Here is a 16,150-nt window from a genome sequence, read left to right as displayed (position 1 = left end):
ACGTCGACCGGTTCGGGTGCCCCGGCGGCGAGCAGGGTGACGGCGGTGGCGGCGGCCAGGACCCGGGCTCTCATGAGAAGGCACCCTACCGAGCCCGATGATCAGGTCCGGACGGCTCACCGGTGTCGTGACGCCGCGCCGATCGGGCGGTCCCGTTCGGTGACCGGCGCGGGTGTCAGCGCACGCCGCGCAGCCACCACCGCTGCCACGGTGTCTCTACCGCGCGCCGGTGATAGTGGGACCGGACCCAGGCCACCGCCCGCGCCGGCGGCAGCCCGTCCAGCACGGCGAGCGCGGCCAGCGCGGTGCCGGTGCGCCCGACGCCGCCGTGACAGGCCACCTCGACCCGCTCCCCCGCGTACGCGCGCCGCCGCGCCTCCCGCAGCGCGTCCAGGGCGTCGGCTCGGTCGGACGGGATCCAGAAGTCGGGCCAGCGGACCCGCCGGGCCGGCCACTCCGGCTCGGGACCGGGCGCCAGCAGCAGGGCGAAGTCGGCGGGCGCGGCGGGCGCGGCGACCTTGCGCCCGCGTACGGTGGCGCCCCCGGGCAGCGTGAGCAGGCCGGCCTGATCGGTCCACGGTGTCGCGTCCATGGCTCATTGTGTCGCGTCGCCCGGACACGTGAGTGCCCGCCGGACGAGGTCCGGCGGGCACTCACGATCGAGCCGGGTCGTCCCCGGCGCGCCCCGGATCAGCCGAGGCGACGGCGGCGCCAGGCCATGGAGGCCAGCAGCAGCACCGCACCGGCGGCGGCGAGGCCCCCACCGAGCTTCAGCGGCGTGCCGATGCTGTCACCGGTCACCGGCAGACCGCCGTGGTGCGGCGACTTGGTCGGCCGCGGCGGCAGGACGGTGCCGGTGGCGCTCGCGATCCGCCCGGACGTCAGGCCGGTGGCGGTGAACGTGTACCGACCCGGCCGGGTCGGCCGGTAGGTGACGGTGAAGTTGCCGTTGGCGTCGGCCGTCACGGTGAACGTGGTCGGCGCCGGCTGCGGCTGGGCGCGGTTGGGCGTGTAGGCGACCGGCGCCATCGCCACCGTGCTGCCGTCGCTGCGCCGCGCGGTCCCCTCGGCCGGGGCGGCCGCGGGCAGACCCGAGATCGCCACGTCGATCCGCACCGTCTCGTTCGGCGCGAAGTTCGAGCCCCGCAGGGTGAACGTCTCGCCGAGCCGGATGGTGGTCGGTGAGACGGTCAGCGACGCGACCTCGGGCGGGTAGACCGGGGGCTGCGGCTGCGCCGCCCCGGCCGCGGTCGGCACGGCCGCTACGGCCAGGCCCACCGTGAGCGCCATGATGATGCGGGATAGCCGCATGATGGATTCCCTCCTACTGTTCACAGCTTGGTGCGTTGACTACTTGGGTGGTCCATGGGGTGACGGTGGGCGTGTGCACCAGCTCGGCCGTCCCGGCGCCGGTTTTGCCGGTGAGCACCGTGACGTCGAGCGTCCGGGTCTGTCCCGGGCGGGCCTCGACCTTCGCGACCGCCACCTGGCGGCGGCCGTCGGTGCCGCTGCCCATCGCGGTGTCCCGTCCGTCCAGCCGGCCGGTGAGGACGGCGCCGCCGGTGGGCGTGTGCACGGAGACGAAGGTGCGTGCGGTGTACTTGTCGCCGGCCAGAGCCAGTCCGGTGACCGACTTGCTCAGGCCCGACTTCGGGGCGGTGGAGTGCACCGTGACCTTCAGCCGCAGCTCGCGGCGTCCGTCCGGGTGGCATTCGCCGACCGTCACGGTGGCCGAGAACCTGAGGTAGTAGCCGAGCTTCGCGCCGCTGCCGTCGTTGAGGAACACGCCGACGGTCGGCACGGTGTCCTTCTCCGGAAGCTGACCGGCCAGCCGGCTGCCGGCCAGTGCGCGTTGCTCCTCAGATCGGACACTCCAGAACAATATCCGACGTTCATTGATTGAACGGGTAAAAACGGTCAAAAGTGCGCGTGGGTCTACCGTCTTGGTGAACAGGGTGTCGAAGACGCCCGAGGCCGCCTTGGTGAAGTACTCGTCCTGGTCCTTCATGTCCAGGTCCCGGTACGAGTCACTGAGGAGCGTGCGGACGGCGGTGGCGGCGCCCAGCGACGGCCCGTCCGGCACGTTCACCGGCCCCACGACGCCGAGCAGGTACGACAGGACCACCGGGTCCACAGCCAGCACCCCGTCCACAGTGGTGCCGGTCCGGCGACGCACCATGTCCCGGTAGAGCGCGGCGGCGGCCGGGAAGTCCGGGTTGAGGTTCACGTCCGCCGGATAGATGCCCGGCAGATCGCCCCAGAGCCGCTTCGCCTCCGCGTCGATCTTGAGTGGCGGGTCGAAGAACCGCAGGTCGGACGAACTGCCCTGCTTCACGAGGCGGATCCGTCCACCCTCGGCGCGCAGGACGGCGTACGCGCCGAACATGCCGCCGGTGGCGCGCAGCTCGGCCGGGTTCTGCGAGACCAACAGATAGCTGCGCGGTCCGTCCGCGCCGAGAAGTGGCGGCAGCAGCCGCGCGCCGCGATCAGCCGCGGAGGTCAGCTCGCCGAGCTGGTCCAGCTCCGCGCGCAGCGCGGTGACCGCGTCGCGTACCTGCGTCACGAGGTCGCCGGTGGGCACCTTCCGCAGCCGGTCGGCGGTCGTGCGCACCGCCTGGTCGGCGGCGGAGACCTCGGCGGAGACGGCGCGCAGGCGGGCCAGGTCCAGCTTGCCCTGCTTCGGCACCAGCGAGGCGAGGTCGACGCGCAGCAGCGTGGGGAACGCGAGCCGGGCCAGGTCGTCCACCGCCACCGAGATCTGCCGTACCGCGGCCAGGTTGTCCCCCGCGTACGGGGTCTGCTGGCCCACCCACCACACCGGATCCCCGGTCTCGCCGCGGGCGGCGGCGGCCTGCTCCTGCAACGCGGCGAGCGTGCGCTGGGCCCGGGCCACGTCGCCGTCGAGCACCTGGGCGCTGAGCTCCCGGGCCAGTCCGGCGGCGTTGACCAGGTGGGCGCGGGCCTGCCAGCCCCGGAACGCCACCCAGCCGCCGGCGCTGAGCAGCACCGACACGACGACCAGCCCGGTCAGCAGGATCCGGCGGACCCGGGCGCGCCGGCGCCGACGCGAGCGACGCCGCCGGACGGGCGTGGCACCAGGTCCGGTCACGGATTCCCCCTACCAGTCGGTCGAATCGGACACAATTCGCGATCGAGTGCTTTTTAGCACGGGAAAGTGCCTGTTCGAGGTGTTATCCGACACTCTGATGAATTAGCCGCTGTGTGCGAGTTTTGTTCGGTTCGACGTCCGCTCGGCCGCCTCGTGCAGCAGCGCCTCGATCCGGTCCACACCGGCCCGCATCGACATGTCCCGCAGGTACGCGTCGCGGCCCCGCCGGCCCATGTCGATCCGGGCGGCCGGCGGGATGGCGGCGGCCAGCCAGAAGCGGTCGGCCAGCGCCGCCCAGTCCTCCGGCGGGCAGGACAGACCGGCGCGGGCCCGCTCCACCACCTCCGCCGTCTCCCCCGCCGCGGAGGCGACCACCGGCGCGGCGCAGGACAGCGCGGCCTGGAGCTTGTCGGGCACCCGGCCACGCAGCTCCGGCAGGTCGCGCTGGGCCACGAGCTGGTAGTCGGCGGCGGCGTAGAGCTGTGGCATGTCCACGGCGGACCGTCGTTCCAGGAACCGGACGTTGTCCGCGCCGAGGTCGGCGGCGAGCCCCCGGACCCGCCGCTCCTGCGGGCCCGACCCCACGAGCACCAGGTCCATCCGGTCGCCGAGCGCCGCCGCCGCGCGGACCGCCGTCTCCAGATCCTGGCGGGCGCCGATCGTGCCGGCGTGCATCACCACGCAGCGGTCGTCCCGGCGGACCAGCCGCCGCACCGCCGGGCCGGCCTGGGTGGGGCGGAAGATGCGCTCGTCGGTCCAGTTCGGCGCCGTGCGCACCCGGCCCGGGTCGGCCCCGCCGGCACGGACCAGATCCGCCATGGACGGCGAGCCGACCGCCACCACCGCCGCCTCCCGGTAGAGGCGACGGGTCGCGGCCTCCAGCCGCGCCGGCCGCCCGCCGTCCCGCTCGGCGCGCCCGTTCCGCCCGGTCCACACGTCCTGCACGTGCAGCACGGTGGGCGTACGGCCGAGCAGCCGCAGCAGCCCGGTGGCGGCGAACGTGACCGCCGGGTGGCCGTAGACGTAGAGCACGTCGACGTCGCGCAGCAGTCCCCGGCCGGCGAGCGCGGCACTGCCGGCGAAGGACAGCCAGCTCGTGGTGCGGGCGCGGGCGGAATCGTCGCCCGCGGCGTACCGGGGCACCCGGCGCACGGTGAGCCGCTCGCTGTGCGTCTGGTGCCGCCAGCGCTGCCGCCAGCCGGGATAGACGTGGCCGCCCGGGTAGTCCGGGAAACCGGTGAGCACCCGTACCTCGTGGCCCCGGGCCACCAGCTCCTCGGCCAGGCTGCCCGGGACGAACGCCGGCTCCGGCGGGAAGTGGTAGGTGAGGATGCCGACCCTCATGGCCGCCCTCCCGGCGCGGCTTTCCGGACGGCCGGGCGCCGCACCGCGTACGATTCCCGCATCCCCTCTGCGTCCGGCCGCGACCGCCGGAAGAACGCCGTCGCGGCACCCTCCGTCGCGACCGTGCCGACGAGAGGGGTGCAGATGGTCGACGAGGTGCTCTTCGTCTGCCACGCGAACATGTGCCGGTCACCGATGGCGGAGTTCATCGCCCGCCGGATGCTGGCCGGCCTGCCGCTGGCGGTGGCCAGCGCGGGGACCGACGCGATCGACGGGGCCGCGATGCACCCGTACGCGGTCGAGGTGACAGCGGCCACCGGCGCGGACCCGGCCGCCTTCCGGACCCGCCGGCTGCGCCCGGAGCACCTGACCGGAGCGGCGCTGGTGCTGACCGCGACCCGCCGGCAACGCTCGGCCTGCACCGCGCTGGCGCCGGCCGCGCTGACCCGGACGTTCACGTTGCGGCAGTTCGCCCGGCTGGCGGCCGAGGCCCGCCCCGCCGAGGCGGAGGCGGACGCGGGCACGCCGTTGCGGGCGGCGGTGTCGGCCGCGGTCCGCGCCCGGGGGCGGCTGCAACCCGCCGCCCCCGACGCGGAGGACCTGCGCGACCCGATCGGCGGCTCGCCGGCCGACTTCCGGCGCTGCGCCGAGGAGATCGAGCGGTCGATCCGGCCCGTGCTCGCGCTCATCGCGAAAGCCGGGTGAGTTCCTGCGTCCGGTCGCCCACGGCCTTCGCGCCCCGCCGGGAGCCGGCCCGGTCGGCCGGCACGGACGGCGCCGCGGGCGGCACGACCACCTTGTACGCCTCGTACTGGTAGGCGTCCGACTTGGCCACCTTGGCCATGTTGAGCACGCAGCCGAGCAGGCGTACCGAGACCGAGCTGAGCGCGTGCGCCGCCGCCGCGACCTGGCTGCGGGAGGTACGCCCCTGCTGGGTGACCAGGAGCGCGCCGTCGGCCTGCACGGCCACCACCACTCCGTCGGTGACCGCCAGCAGCGGCGCGGTGTCGATGACCACGATGTCCGCCGAGTCCCGCAGCGCGACCAGCAGGTCCGCCATGGACTTGGAGCCGAGCAGCTCGCTCGGGTTGGGCGGGGTGGCGCCGCTGGGCAGCACCAGCAGCGACTTCTCGCCCCAGCGCTGCACCACGTCACCGACCTGGACGTCACCGACGAGCACGTCGGTGAGGCCGACGCCGCCGTCGAGCCCGAGGTAGTCGGCGACCTTGGGGCGGCGCAGGTCGGCGTCGATCAGCAGCACCCGCCAGCCCGCCTCGGCCAGCGCGATGGCGGTGTTGCAGGCCATCGTGGTCTTGCCCTCGCCCTGCAGCGCGCTGGTGACCGCGATGACCCGGGCCGGCTCGTGCACGTCCACGAAGCGCAGGTTGGTGCGCAGCTTGCGGACCGCCTCGGCCCGGGCGGAGGTGGCCGCGTCGCCGACGATCAGCGGCGCCGACCGCGCGCCGGTCTCGTACGGGATCTCGCCGAGCAGCGGACTGCCGGTCACCCGTTGCAGCCCGGCGCCGTCGCGCATCCGGACGTCGGCCACGCCGCGCAGCACGGCCAGCCCGACGCCGGCGAGCAGGCCGAGCAGGCCGCCCAGGACCAGGTTGCGGGTGGGCTGGGGCGAGACCGGGTTGGAGGTGACCCGGGGACCGCTGACCACCTCGATCTTGATCGGCGGGGACTTGCCGTCCGGCGGCGTCTCGACCTTGCGTACCAGCTCGGTGAACTTGGTCGCGAGCATCTCGGTGGTCTTCAGCGCCCGGGTCTGGTCGGTGTCGGTGATCGTCGCCTTGAGCAGGACCGTGCCGGTCGTGGCGGTGGTGTGGATCCGGCTGCGCACCTGGTCGGCGGTGAGGCCGAGCGGCGCGTCGGCCACCACGCTCTGCGCCAGCCGGTCGCTGGTGAGCAGGTCACCGTAGGACTTCACCCGCTGCTGGAGGAAGAGGCTGCCCTGGTAGGCGTCGGTGACCCCCTGGCTGGGCGTGGTGACGAAGAACGTCACCGAGGCCTCGTACCGAGGCGCCGTCCGGACCGTCACCAGCGCGGCGGTGCCCAGGCCGAGCATCACCGTCACCAGCACTATCCACCAGTGGCGTCGGACCAGGCGCAGGTAGCCGAGAACGTCCATCACGCTCCCCCTCGCGACACGCCGGTCTGCCGATGAAACTGCACGAAAGCCCCCTAAAAACCCCAGTCGCCGTGCCAGGATCGAATCGCCTATTCACGACGTTACGTGACTGGACGACAGTAAACGACCGAACAGGCACAGACGGTCTAATCCTTTCAATACGGATAGGACACAGAGGGCAGCCCATGGATCGTGACGCGATCACAGCCGTTCGACCCCCCGGCCGGATCACCCACCGCGCCGCCACCCTTTCCCTGTTAACGCTGGACACGGCCGCGTGGTGCGGAGGTTTTCTCGGCGCGGCCTGGACGCGGTACGAGTTCGACCTCACCGCCGCCGCCAGCGCCCGTACGCTCGGCCTGGCACTGGCGTGCGCCGCGCTGTACGCCGCGCTCACGCTGCTGCGGTCCCGGCTCTACGGCCGGTATCCGATCGGCAGCGCCGGCGACGCGCAGGGCCTGGCCGTCACCGTCGCGCTCGTCACCGCCGTCGGCTTCGTCGCCGTCCTGCCGTGGACGCAGCACCCGGTCCCGGCCAGCACGCCGCTGGTCGGCGGTGCGGTGGCGCTCGTGGTGATGGCGGCCGCCCGGGGACTCTGGCGGGCCCACGCCGACCGCCGGCCGCCCGCCGCCCGGCACGCCGAGCGCTGCCTGATCTACGGCGTGGACGCCGCGAGCGAGCGGCTCGTCCGGGTGCTGCTGCACGACCCGGACAGCAGCTACCGGCCGGTGGGCCTGCTCGACGACGCGCCCGACAGCCGCGGCCTGCGGCTCGAGCGGCTGCGCGTGCTCGGCGGCCGGGAGCAGATCGCCGCCGCCGTCCGGGCCACCCGGGCGAGCACTGTCATCTTCTCGATGAGCGGCTCCGACCCGCAGCTGCTGCGCGACGTGCGCACCCGCACGCTGGAGGCCGGGGCGGCGTTCAAGGTCCTGCCGCCGGTACGCGAGGTGCTCGACCGTCCGGTGGCCGCCACGGACGTCCGCGACCTCCAGCTCACCGACCTGCTGGGCCGCGCGCACCGGGTGGCCGAGCTGAGCGTCGAGCGCGGCGGGCTGGCCGGACGCCGGGTGCTCGTCACCGGCGCGGGTGGCTCGATCGGCTCGGAACTGTGCCGCCAGATCGCCCGCTGCGAGCCGGACGAGCTGATGATGCTCGACCGGGACGAGTCCGCGCTGCACGCCCTGCAGATGTCCCTGTACGGGCGCGCGCTGCTGGACGGGCCGGAGCTGATCCTGGCCGACATCCGCGACGCCGAGGGCATCGCCCGGGTGATCGCCGACCGGCAGCCCGACGTGGTGTTCCACGCCGCGGCGCTCAAGCACCTCACGCTGCTCCAGCGCCACCCGGGCGAGGCGATCAAGACCAACATCCTGGGTACGCTGAACGTGCTGGAGGCGTGCCGGGACGTCGCCGAGTTCGTGAACATCTCCACCGACAAGGCGGCCAACCCGGCGAGCGTCCTCGGCTACTCCAAGCGGATCACCGAGCGGCTCACCGCGTACCAGGCGCAGCGGCTCAACGGCCGGTACCTGAGCGTCCGGTTCGGCAACGTGCTCAGCAGCCGCGGCTCGGTGCTCACCGCGTTCCAGGCGCAGATCCGGGCCGGGGTGCCGATCACCGTCACCCACCCCGACGTGACGCGGTACTTCATGACCGTGCAGGAGGCGGTGCACCTCGTGCTCCAGGCCGCGACGATCGGCCGGGGCGGCGAGGCGCTGGTTCTCGACATGGGCGAGCCGGTCCGGATCGCCGACGTGGCACGCCGGCTGGCCGCCGAGGCGGACCGCCCGGTGGAGATCGTCTTCACCGGTCTGCGCCCGGGCGAGAAGCTGCACGAGCACCTGTTCGGCGCCGACGAGGTGGACAGCCGGCCGCTGCACCCACTGATCTCCCACGTCCCGGTGCCCGAGCTGGACCCGGACGAGATCCGCGGGCTCGACCCGTACGCCGACCCGGACGAGCTGATCAAGCGGATGGCCGCGTTCTGCGACCCGGCCGGGGTGTCCCTGCCGGCGCTGCCCGGACAACGCTGACGCCGGCCGATGGGACGCCCCACCCAGGTGGTGAGACGGGCGTCCCATCGGCCGGCTCGGCTCGCCGCCGGTGGCGGCACCCGTTAGGGTTGGTTCCGGTGTGCCGGGAAGCCTGGTCGGCGATTGTTCCGCCGACCCCAGCTTCCGAACGGACCCCGCATGCCCCAGCACACCCCGCACCGGTCCCGCCTGCTGTCCCGCCGCTCCTGGCCGGAGGCCCGCTTCCTGGCCGACGTGCTGCGCACCGAGACGGTCGGCGGCGGCCTGCTGCTGCTCGGTGCGGTGCTCGCCCTGATCTGGGCGAACTCGCCGTGGCGCGCCGCGTACGCCGAACTGAGCCACTGGGTGCCCTGGCCCGGCGGCGCCGGCCTGCACCTGGACCTGGACCTGCGCACCTGGGCCGCCGACGGGCTGCTGGCGATCTTCTTCTTCGTGGTCGGGCTGGAACTCAAGCGCGAGTTCGTGGCCGGTGACCTGCGCGACCCCCGGCGGGCCGCGCTGCCCGTGATCGCCGCGCTCGGCGGCATGATCGCGCCCGCGTTGATCTACCTGGCGGTGACGCTCGGCGCCGGCGGCGCCGGCCTGCGCGGATGGGCCATCCCCACCGCCACCGACATCGCCTTCGCGCTCGCCGTGCTCGCCGTGGTCAGCTCCCACCTGCCGCAGGGGCTGCGCGCGTTCCTGCTCACCCTCGCGGTGGTCGACGACCTGTTCGCGATCACCATCATCGCGGTGTTCTACACCGCCGACTTCCAGCCGCTGCCGCTGCTCGGCGCGCTGCTGCCGATCGCCGCGTTCGGGCTGCTCGTGCAGCGCCGGCGGACCTGGTGGTGGGCGCTGATCCCGCTGGCGGTGGTCGCCTGGACGCTGGTGCACGCCTCCGGCGTGCACGCCACCGTGGCGGGCGTGCTGCTCGGTTTCACGGTGCCGGTGCTGCGCGGCCGCGACGGCGCGCCCGGCCTGGCCGAGCGGCTGGAGCACCGCTGGCGGCCCGTCTCCGCCGGCTTGGCCGTGCCGGTCTTCGCCTTCTTCGCCGCCGGGGTGACGCTGGTCGGCGTGGACGTGGGCGGCGTGCTGACCAACCCGGTGGTGATCGCGGTGGCCGCCGGGCTGGTGCTCGGCAAGGTGATCGGCGTGTTCGGGTCGACGTACCTGCTCGCCCGGTTCACCCGGGCCGAACTGGACGAGGAGATCACCTGGGCCGACCTGCTCGGGCTGGCGCTGCTGGCCGGCATCGGCTTCACCGTGTCGCTGCTCATCGGCGAGCTGGCGTTCGGCGCCGGCAGCCCGGAGGAGGACGGCGTCAAGGTGGCCGTGCTGCTCGGCTCGTTGATCTCCGCCCTGCTCGCCTCGGTGGTGCTGGTCCGCCGCAACCGGGTCTACCGGCGGATCAGCGAACGGGAGAGCCGGGACGCCGACGGTGACGGCATCCCGGACGTCTACCAGGAGGGCCCGGCCTGAAGCCGGCGCGGCGGGTGCGACCAGCCGGTCACACCCGCCGCTCCTGCCACGCGGTTGCGCCTCAGCTCCGGCGCTCGGCCGGGCGCGGCTCGCGCTTGCGCTCCGGTTCCTCGAGCGCCTCGGCGGCCGGGCCGGTGAGGTCGTCGCCGGGCACGGCCACCTGCTCGGCGCGGTCCTGCTCGTCCTCGCGCCCGCCCGGCGGCGGCTCCGGCGCGGTGGCGCCCCCGGCGAAGCCGTACTCGTTGGGCTCGTCGTGCCTGCTCATGGGCGGAACCTCCCGGTCGTGCCGATTCGTCCTCCGCCGGGCGGTCACCGCCACGGCGCTCACCCGGCTACTTACCCACCGAAGCGGTCTCCGATCATCGGGCGCAGCCGCGGGTGGGCTCAGGTCAGCTCGGAGACCGCCTCGAAGATCAACCAGAGGCCGCAGACGGCGAACAGCACCGCCGCGCCGTAGCGGATGGTCCGCTCCGGCAGGTGCCGGCCGAGCATCCGGCCCACCAGGATCGCCAGCGCGTCCGCGGCCACCATGCCGAGCGTCGACCCGAGCCAGGTGCCGAACCAGCCGTACTTGGTGGCCAGCGTGATGGTGGCGAGCATGGTCTTGTCGCCCAGCTCGGCCAGGAAGAACGCCACACCCACGGCGATGACCGCGGACCGGCCGCCGCGCTCGGCCTTGCGCTTCTCCTCCTCGGTCAGCCTGTCACCGCGCAGCGTCCACGCGCCGAAGCCGAGGAACGCCAGACCGGCGATCAGCGAGATCCAGTCGGTGGGCAGGGCGGCGTTCAGGCCGTACCCGATGGCCACCGAGGCCAGGTGGACGACGGCGGTGGCGATCGTGATGCCGATGAGCACCGGCACCGGCTTGAACCGCGTGGCGAACGTCAGTGCCATGAGCTGGGACTTGTCGCCCAGCTCGGCGACGAAGATGACGCCGAAGCTGACCACCAGCGCGACGAGGAAACCCTCCATGTGAACCTTCCCGATCAAGCCGGGAGGAGGAACGGGGGCGCCCTCGACCCGGCTGCGACAGCCTGAGTCGAAGGTCTCGCCCGCCCCGGAGACCGGGGCCGCGTGGCCGGATGCGGAACGCACCAGTGTGTCGACCACGACATTGGGGGCTACTCCCCTTCGCGCCGCCCAGCCTAGCCGATCACCGGCGGGCCCGGTCACCGGGTGTGGGCGGGGCCACGGCGGCGCTCAGTCGGCCCGCGCCAGGCTCACCCCGAACAGCCCGTCCGGGTCGGTCCAGAACGCCCGCCGGTCGAACCCGGCGGCGGTCAGCTCGGCCGCGATGCCCTCCGGCCGGAACTTGGCCGACACCTCGGTCCGCAGCTCCTCACCGGCGGCGAACACCACGTCGGTGTCCAGGACCCGCACCCGGGTCGGGTGCTCGGCGCGCAACCGCATCTCGATCCACTCCCGCCGCGGATCCCAGACCGCCACGTGCCGGAACGCGTCGACGTCGAAGTCCGCGCCCAGCTCGCGGTTGATCACCCGGAGCACGTTGCGGTTGAACTCGGCGGTCACGCCCGCCGCGTCGTCGTACGCGGGCACGATCACGCCCGGATCCTTGACCAGGTCGGTGCCGACCAGCAGCCAGTCGCCGGTCTCCAGCGCCGCGCGCATCGCGGTGAGGAACTCGGCCCGCTCCACCGGCAGCAGGTTGCCGATCGTGCCGCCGAGGAACGCCACCAGACGCCGGCCGCCGGTGGGCAACCGGTCCAGGTGGCGGGTGAAGTCGCCGACGATCCCCCGCACCCGCAGCCCCGGGTACGCGGCGGCGATCTGCTCGGTGGACGACCGCAACGCGCTCACCGAGACGTCCAGCGGCACGAACGTGCCCAGGTCACCGTGGCGGGTGAACGCGTCGAGCAGCAGCCGGGTCTTCTCCGACGAGCCCGAGCCCAGCTCGATCAGCGTCTTCGCGCCGGTCATGGTGGCCACGTCGTCGGCGTGCGCGGCCAGCACCGCCCGCTCGGCCCGGGTCGGGTAGTACTCCGGCAGGCGGGTGATCTCCTCGAACAGCTCGCTGCCCCGGGCGTCGTAGAACCACTTCGGCGGCAGCCACTTCGGCGTCGCGGCCAGCCCGACCCGTACGTCCTCCCGCAACCCACGGTCGAGGTCCTGCTGCTCCAGGTGGATCTCCAGCGGCTCCGCGCTCATCGAGTGTCCTCTCTTGCGGTGGGTACGGAACGTCAGGCGGCGCTCGTCTCCCGCACGTCGAGCCCGCCCGTGGTCGCCACCACGAGCCGGCCGTCCGGCACGGCCCGCCAGGCCGGGTCGTCGTCGAACGGTTCGGACGCCAGCAGCACCGAGTCCGGGCCGCGGCGCACCGACAGCGCGTGCCCGGCCGTGCTCGCCACCACCGTCGTACCGTCGGTGAGCAGCAGGTTCAGCCGCGACCCGGGAGCGGCGGCGGCGACCGCCGCGACGGTGTCCGCCACCGCCTCGTCCGGCGGCGCGCCGGCCCGCAGCCGGTGCCGGACCAGCGCCCACAGCAGCGCCGAGTCGGTCGGCACGTCGAGCGTGATCAGGTCGCGGACGGGCAGGCCGGCGGCGAGCGGGACCAGGCTGTCCGGCCAGCCCCGCACCACGCCGTTGTGGCTGAACAGCCACCGCCCCTCGGCGAAGGGCGCCGCGGCGGTCTCGTGCAGCGGCATGCCGACCGTGGCGGAACGGACCGCGGCCAGCACCGCCCGCACCCGCGTCACGGCGGCCAGCTCCGGCAGCGTCGTGTCGCTCCACATCGGCTGGGCCCGCCGGTAGCGGACCGGGTCGCCGTCGTCCGGGTACCAGGCGACGCCGAAGCCGTCAGCGTTTATCGTGCCGCCGCCGCGCATGTCACGCGGCGCCCACGACTGGCGCAGCAGCCCGTACGGCGGGTCGAACAGCAGGCTGCCCAGGAGCACAGGTGGACCGAGGTACGCGAGGTGACGGCACATCGGGCCGGCTCACTCCTCCGGGCCGGCGTCACGGGCGCAGCGGAACCCGCTGAAGATCTGTCGCCGGATCGGGTAGTCCCAGTTGCGGAACGTGCCCCGGCAGGCGGACCGGTCGGTGCCGAACGAGCCGCCCCGCAGCACCCGGTGGTCGTCGCCGAAGAAGACCTCCGAGTACTCCCGGTACGGGAACGCGGTGAAGCCCGGGTGGCCCCGGAACGGCGAGGAGGTCCACTCCCACACGTCGCCGACGAGCTGGTGCACACCCAGCGGCGAGGCGCCGGCCGGGTACGCGCCCACCGGCGCCGGCCACAGGTGCCGCTGCCCCAGGTTGGCGTGCTCGGTGGTGGGGTCCTCGTCACCCCACGGGTAGCGCCGGGACCGGCCGGTCGCCGGATCCCAGCGGGCCGCCTTCTCCCACTCCGCCTCGGTGGGCAGGCGCTTGCCGGCCCACGCCGCGTACGCCTGCGCCTCGTACCAGCAGACGTGCACCACCGGCTCGTCGTCGCGTACCGGCGACCAGCGGCCGAACCGGCGGTACGCCCAGCCGTCCCCGTCGCGCCGCCAGTGCATCGGCGCGCTCAGGTCCGCCTCGACGCGGTGCCGCCAGCCCGCCTCGCTCCACCAGCGCGGCTCGTCGTACCCGCCGTCGGCGATGAACGCCCGGTACTGACCGTTCGTCACCGGGGCGGCGTCGATGAGGTACGCCGGAAGGTCGACGGTGTGGGCCGGGCGCTCGTTGTCCAGCGCCCACGGGTCGGTGGAGGTGCCCATGGTGAACGGCCCGGCCGGCACCCGTACCTCCCCGCCGACCCGGGCGCGGGGCTCCGGCGGGGGCGGCGCGTCGAGCACCGGGGCGCCCGCGCGCAGCTGGTGGGTGGCGAGCATGGTCTCGTCGTGCTGCTGCTCGTGCTGCACGATCATGCCGAACGCGAACCCGTCGGCGACCAGGGGACGCTCGGTGAAGCGGATGCCGTCGAGCAGGTCGAACACCTTGTCCCGCACCGTGCGCACGTACGCGCGGGCCTCGGCCGGCGGCAGCAGCGGCAGCGCCGGCCGGTCCTTGCGCGGCTGCTTGAACGCGTCGTAGAGGTCGTCGATGTCGTGGCGCACCGGGTCACGGCCGCCGACGTCGCGGACCAGCCACAGCTCCTCCTGGTTGCCGACGTGCGCCAGGTCCCAGACCAGCGGCGACATCAGCGTGGAGTGCTGCCGGACCAGGTCGTCGTCGTCCACCGCGTCGGTCAGCAGCGCGGTACGGGCCCGGGTGCGCTCCAGTTCCGCGGCGATCCGGTCGCGTAGTCGCTCGGTGGTGGTCACCGGTGTCCCCTCTCCGCGGCGGCGCGGTGCCGCCGGATCGCTCTCCGGGTCTCGTCGTGGATGCCGGCCGGCAGGCCGAGCCGGGGCAGGGCCGTCAGGGCCAGGTCGAACAGCGCCGCCGCGGCGGTCGCCAGCGGGCGCTCGGCCAGCCCGCACCGGGCCGCCGCGCGCCACCGGTCGGCGACCGGCGCGGCAGCCGCCAGCGCGTCCCGGGTGGTGGCCGGGTCGGCGAAGATCGCCGCCAGCACCGCCAGCGGCACCGTCCACTCCGGGCCGGGCTGGGTGTCCAGGTAGCGCAGTTCGAGGTAGCCGCGCGGGCGTACCGGCGGGAACAGCGTGCTGAGGTGGTAGTCCAGGTCGTCGGTGGTGGGCGGGCGGGGCAGCGCCCCGGCCAGCCAGTCGGCGAACGTGACACCGGGCGGCGCGGTCCAGTCCGGGCCGTCGTCGCGGACGCAGAGCAGCGGCGCGGCGAGCGCGTACCCGGTCCAGGCCGCCACCGGGTCCTCGCCGGCGCGCTCGGGCGACCAGACCGGACGGGTGCGGGCCGGGTCGATGGCCAGCCAGGTGGCCATCCGGGCGGAGGCCCAGCCCGTACGGCGCCCCGCGTGCCGGTCGGCGGTGGCGAAGGCGGCGAGCAGCGGCGGGCCGACGGCGTGTGCGGTGGCCCACCGCTGCGCCAGATGGTCCGGCTCGCCCGCGTCCAGGCAGACCTGGAGGCCGGCGGTGCTGTACATCATCGCCCGTCCCGCCGGGCCGCGGCGGTCGAAGGCGCATCGCATGGCCCGGTAGCGCGGGGTCTCCACGACCGGCCGGGGAAGGCGCCACGGGTCGATGCCGCTGCGGCCGAGCACCAGGCCGGCGGCGTCCAGGCGGGCCCGCAGCTCGGCGACGTCGGCCTCGGTGGCCAGGATGAGCGCGGCGACCGACGATCGCGGTGTCGCGGAGATCTCCACCTGCCCGCCGGGCTCCACGGTCACGGCGCCGCCGCGCCGGAGCTCGTCGGCCGGGCTGGTGGGGTCGAGGGTCACGGGGCTGTGCCGCCCCAGCGCCTCGCGTAGTCGCTCGCGGTCGACCGGCCGGGCCGGGTCCGCGGCGTCGTGCACGGTCCATTCCAGTTCGACGCCGACGAGTGCGGGTGGCCCGGTCTTGAAGCAGATCCGGGCCAGGTGGCCCCGGGCTGCCTCCTCGTCTCCCAGGACGACTGCCCGGTCCAGATCCGGCGACATCACCATGGGACGGCTCCTCCTCGGCGATGGGCGACGACGTCGTCGCGACGCGCCCGGCCGGGACGGCACGGGACGCCGCCCCACCATCCTCTGTCTAGCAGACGAGTTCCGCTTGCCCGGAGAGATGAATTTTTGTCCGGAATCTGATTGCGCGGTGGCGGTCAGTCGTCCGTCCGCGGACCCGGGCGCTCGGGCTCCGGGTCGTCGTGCGGGTCGTCCGCCGGAGCGCCGACCAGGTTCCGGCAGTAGCTCTCCACCTGCTCAGGGCCGCCCGCGGCGGCCACCAGGTCGGCGAAGCCCGGCTTGGTGAGCGCCTTCTCCCGCTGCCGCTCCGACTTGGCCAGGTAGGCACGGCAGTGGCCGGCCATGCTCGCCCCGCCGGCCGGGGGTGCGGACGGCCGGGCCTTGGCGCTCGGCGTACCGGAGGGCACCGGCGTCGGCGCCGGTGGCGACGCCGCTCCGGACGCGTCGCCGGCGGGGGTGCTCGGTGCCGGCCGCGACGGCCCGGTGACGGCGGGGCCGGTGGGTCCGGCTGTCGTCGCGGGCGGGAGCACCGGCTCGGGGTTGCTGTCCAGGCGGAC

14 protein-coding genes and 1 pseudogene are annotated in these 16,150 nt (G+C 74.3%); 3 read left to right on the top strand and 12 right to left on the bottom strand.

Annotation, left to right across the window (positions count from 1 at the left end; all coding sequences use genetic code 11):
- Positions 1–175 precede the first annotated feature (175 nt).
- The 4 genes from EAD96_RS02190 to EAD96_RS02175 all read right to left on the bottom strand — a co-directional run bounded on the left by EAD96_RS02190 (position 176) and on the right by EAD96_RS02175 (position 4,453).
- The gene (locus EAD96_RS02190; protein ID WP_121683082.1) at positions 176–592 is read right to left on the bottom strand and encodes a protein-tyrosine phosphatase family protein; all 417 of its coding nucleotides are present in this window, start codon (positions 590–592) and stop codon (positions 176–178) included.
- Positions 593–690: 98 nt separating this feature from the next.
- Positions 691–1,311 (bottom strand): hypothetical protein, encoded by a 621-nt coding sequence (locus EAD96_RS02185; RefSeq protein WP_091418035.1) that lies wholly within the window; start codon positions 1,309–1,311, stop codon positions 691–693.
- A 13-nt stretch (positions 1,312–1,324) separates the two neighbouring features.
- On the bottom strand, positions 1,325–3,109 hold the full coding sequence (locus EAD96_RS02180) for a DUF4012 domain-containing protein (protein ID WP_121683081.1): 1,785 nt from the start codon (positions 3,107–3,109) through the stop codon (positions 1,325–1,327).
- Between the two features lie 102 nt (positions 3,110–3,211).
- On the bottom strand, positions 3,212–4,453 hold the full coding sequence (locus tag EAD96_RS02175) for a glycosyltransferase family 4 protein (RefSeq protein WP_121683080.1): 1,242 nt from the start codon (positions 4,451–4,453) through the stop codon (positions 3,212–3,214).
- Positions 4,454–4,597: 144 nt separating this feature from the next.
- On the opposite strand from EAD96_RS02175, the gene EAD96_RS02170 reads away from it, so the two are divergent.
- A complete protein-coding gene (locus EAD96_RS02170) occupies positions 4,598–5,158 on the top strand; it encodes a low molecular weight phosphatase family protein (protein WP_121683083.1) in 561 nt (186 codons plus the stop codon).
- Here EAD96_RS02170 and EAD96_RS02165 read toward each other — a convergent pair.
- A complete protein-coding gene (locus EAD96_RS02165; protein WP_121683079.1) occupies positions 5,139–6,587 on the bottom strand; it encodes a polysaccharide biosynthesis tyrosine autokinase in 1,449 nt (482 codons plus the stop codon). The genes EAD96_RS02170 and EAD96_RS02165 overlap by 20 nt on opposite strands.
- A gap of 185 nt (positions 6,588–6,772) precedes the next feature.
- Here EAD96_RS02165 and EAD96_RS02160 point away from each other — a divergent pair, with 185 nt between their 5' ends.
- Together EAD96_RS02160 and nhaA are read left to right on the top strand one after the other, a co-directional pair.
- Entirely contained in the window at positions 6,773–8,620 is a 1,848-nt protein-coding gene (locus tag EAD96_RS02160; RefSeq protein WP_121683078.1) for a nucleoside-diphosphate sugar epimerase/dehydratase, read from the top strand.
- 159 nt (positions 8,621–8,779) lie between these two features.
- Positions 8,780–10,081: a Na+/H+ antiporter NhaA gene (gene nhaA / locus EAD96_RS02155; protein WP_120569702.1), complete on the top strand. Its 1,302-nt coding sequence runs from the start codon at positions 8,780–8,782 to the stop codon at positions 10,079–10,081.
- A gap of 61 nt (positions 10,082–10,142) precedes the next feature.
- Here the strand turns inward: nhaA and EAD96_RS02150 are convergent, their stop codons facing one another.
- From EAD96_RS02150 to EAD96_RS02120, 7 genes and pseudogenes are all read right to left on the bottom strand, one after another.
- Positions 10,143–10,346: a hypothetical protein gene (locus EAD96_RS02150; RefSeq protein ID WP_091418011.1), complete on the bottom strand. Its 204-nt coding sequence runs from the start codon at positions 10,344–10,346 to the stop codon at positions 10,143–10,145.
- A gap of 119 nt (positions 10,347–10,465) precedes the next feature.
- Positions 10,466–11,053, bottom strand: coding sequence for a TMEM165/GDT1 family protein (locus tag EAD96_RS02145; protein ID WP_120569701.1), 588 nt, complete (start codon positions 11,051–11,053; stop codon positions 10,466–10,468).
- A gap of 228 nt (positions 11,054–11,281) precedes the next feature.
- Positions 11,282–12,247, bottom strand: a complete 966-nt coding sequence (gene egtD / locus EAD96_RS02140) for an L-histidine N(alpha)-methyltransferase (protein ID WP_120569700.1) — start codon at positions 12,245–12,247, stop codon at positions 11,282–11,284.
- Positions 12,248–12,279: 32 nt separating this feature from the next.
- Complete coding sequence (gene egtC / locus EAD96_RS02135; protein ID WP_121683077.1) at positions 12,280–13,026, bottom strand: ergothioneine biosynthesis protein EgtC; 747 nt, start codon at positions 13,024–13,026, stop codon at positions 12,280–12,282.
- Positions 13,027–13,035: 9 nt separating this feature from the next.
- Complete coding sequence (egtB, locus tag EAD96_RS02130; protein ID WP_121683076.1) at positions 13,036–14,343, bottom strand: ergothioneine biosynthesis protein EgtB; 1,308 nt, start codon at positions 14,341–14,343, stop codon at positions 13,036–13,038.
- A complete protein-coding gene (gene egtA, locus EAD96_RS02125; RefSeq protein WP_121683075.1) occupies positions 14,340–15,575 on the bottom strand; it encodes an ergothioneine biosynthesis glutamate--cysteine ligase EgtA in 1,236 nt (411 codons plus the stop codon). The genes egtB and egtA overlap by 4 nt, the downstream gene beginning before the upstream one ends.
- Before the next feature lie 155 nt (positions 15,576–15,730).
- Positions 15,731–16,150 (bottom strand): annotated as a pseudogene (locus tag EAD96_RS02120) (hypothetical protein); the annotation flags it as partial.

The organism is Micromonospora sp. BL1 (assembly GCF_003667485.1).
GTDB classification, from domain to species: domain Bacteria; phylum Actinomycetota; class Actinomycetes; order Mycobacteriales; family Micromonosporaceae; genus Micromonospora; species Micromonospora tulbaghiae.
The sequence above is the reverse complement of the archived record's forward strand: the minus strand, read 5'-3'. Positions and strand labels throughout refer to the sequence as shown.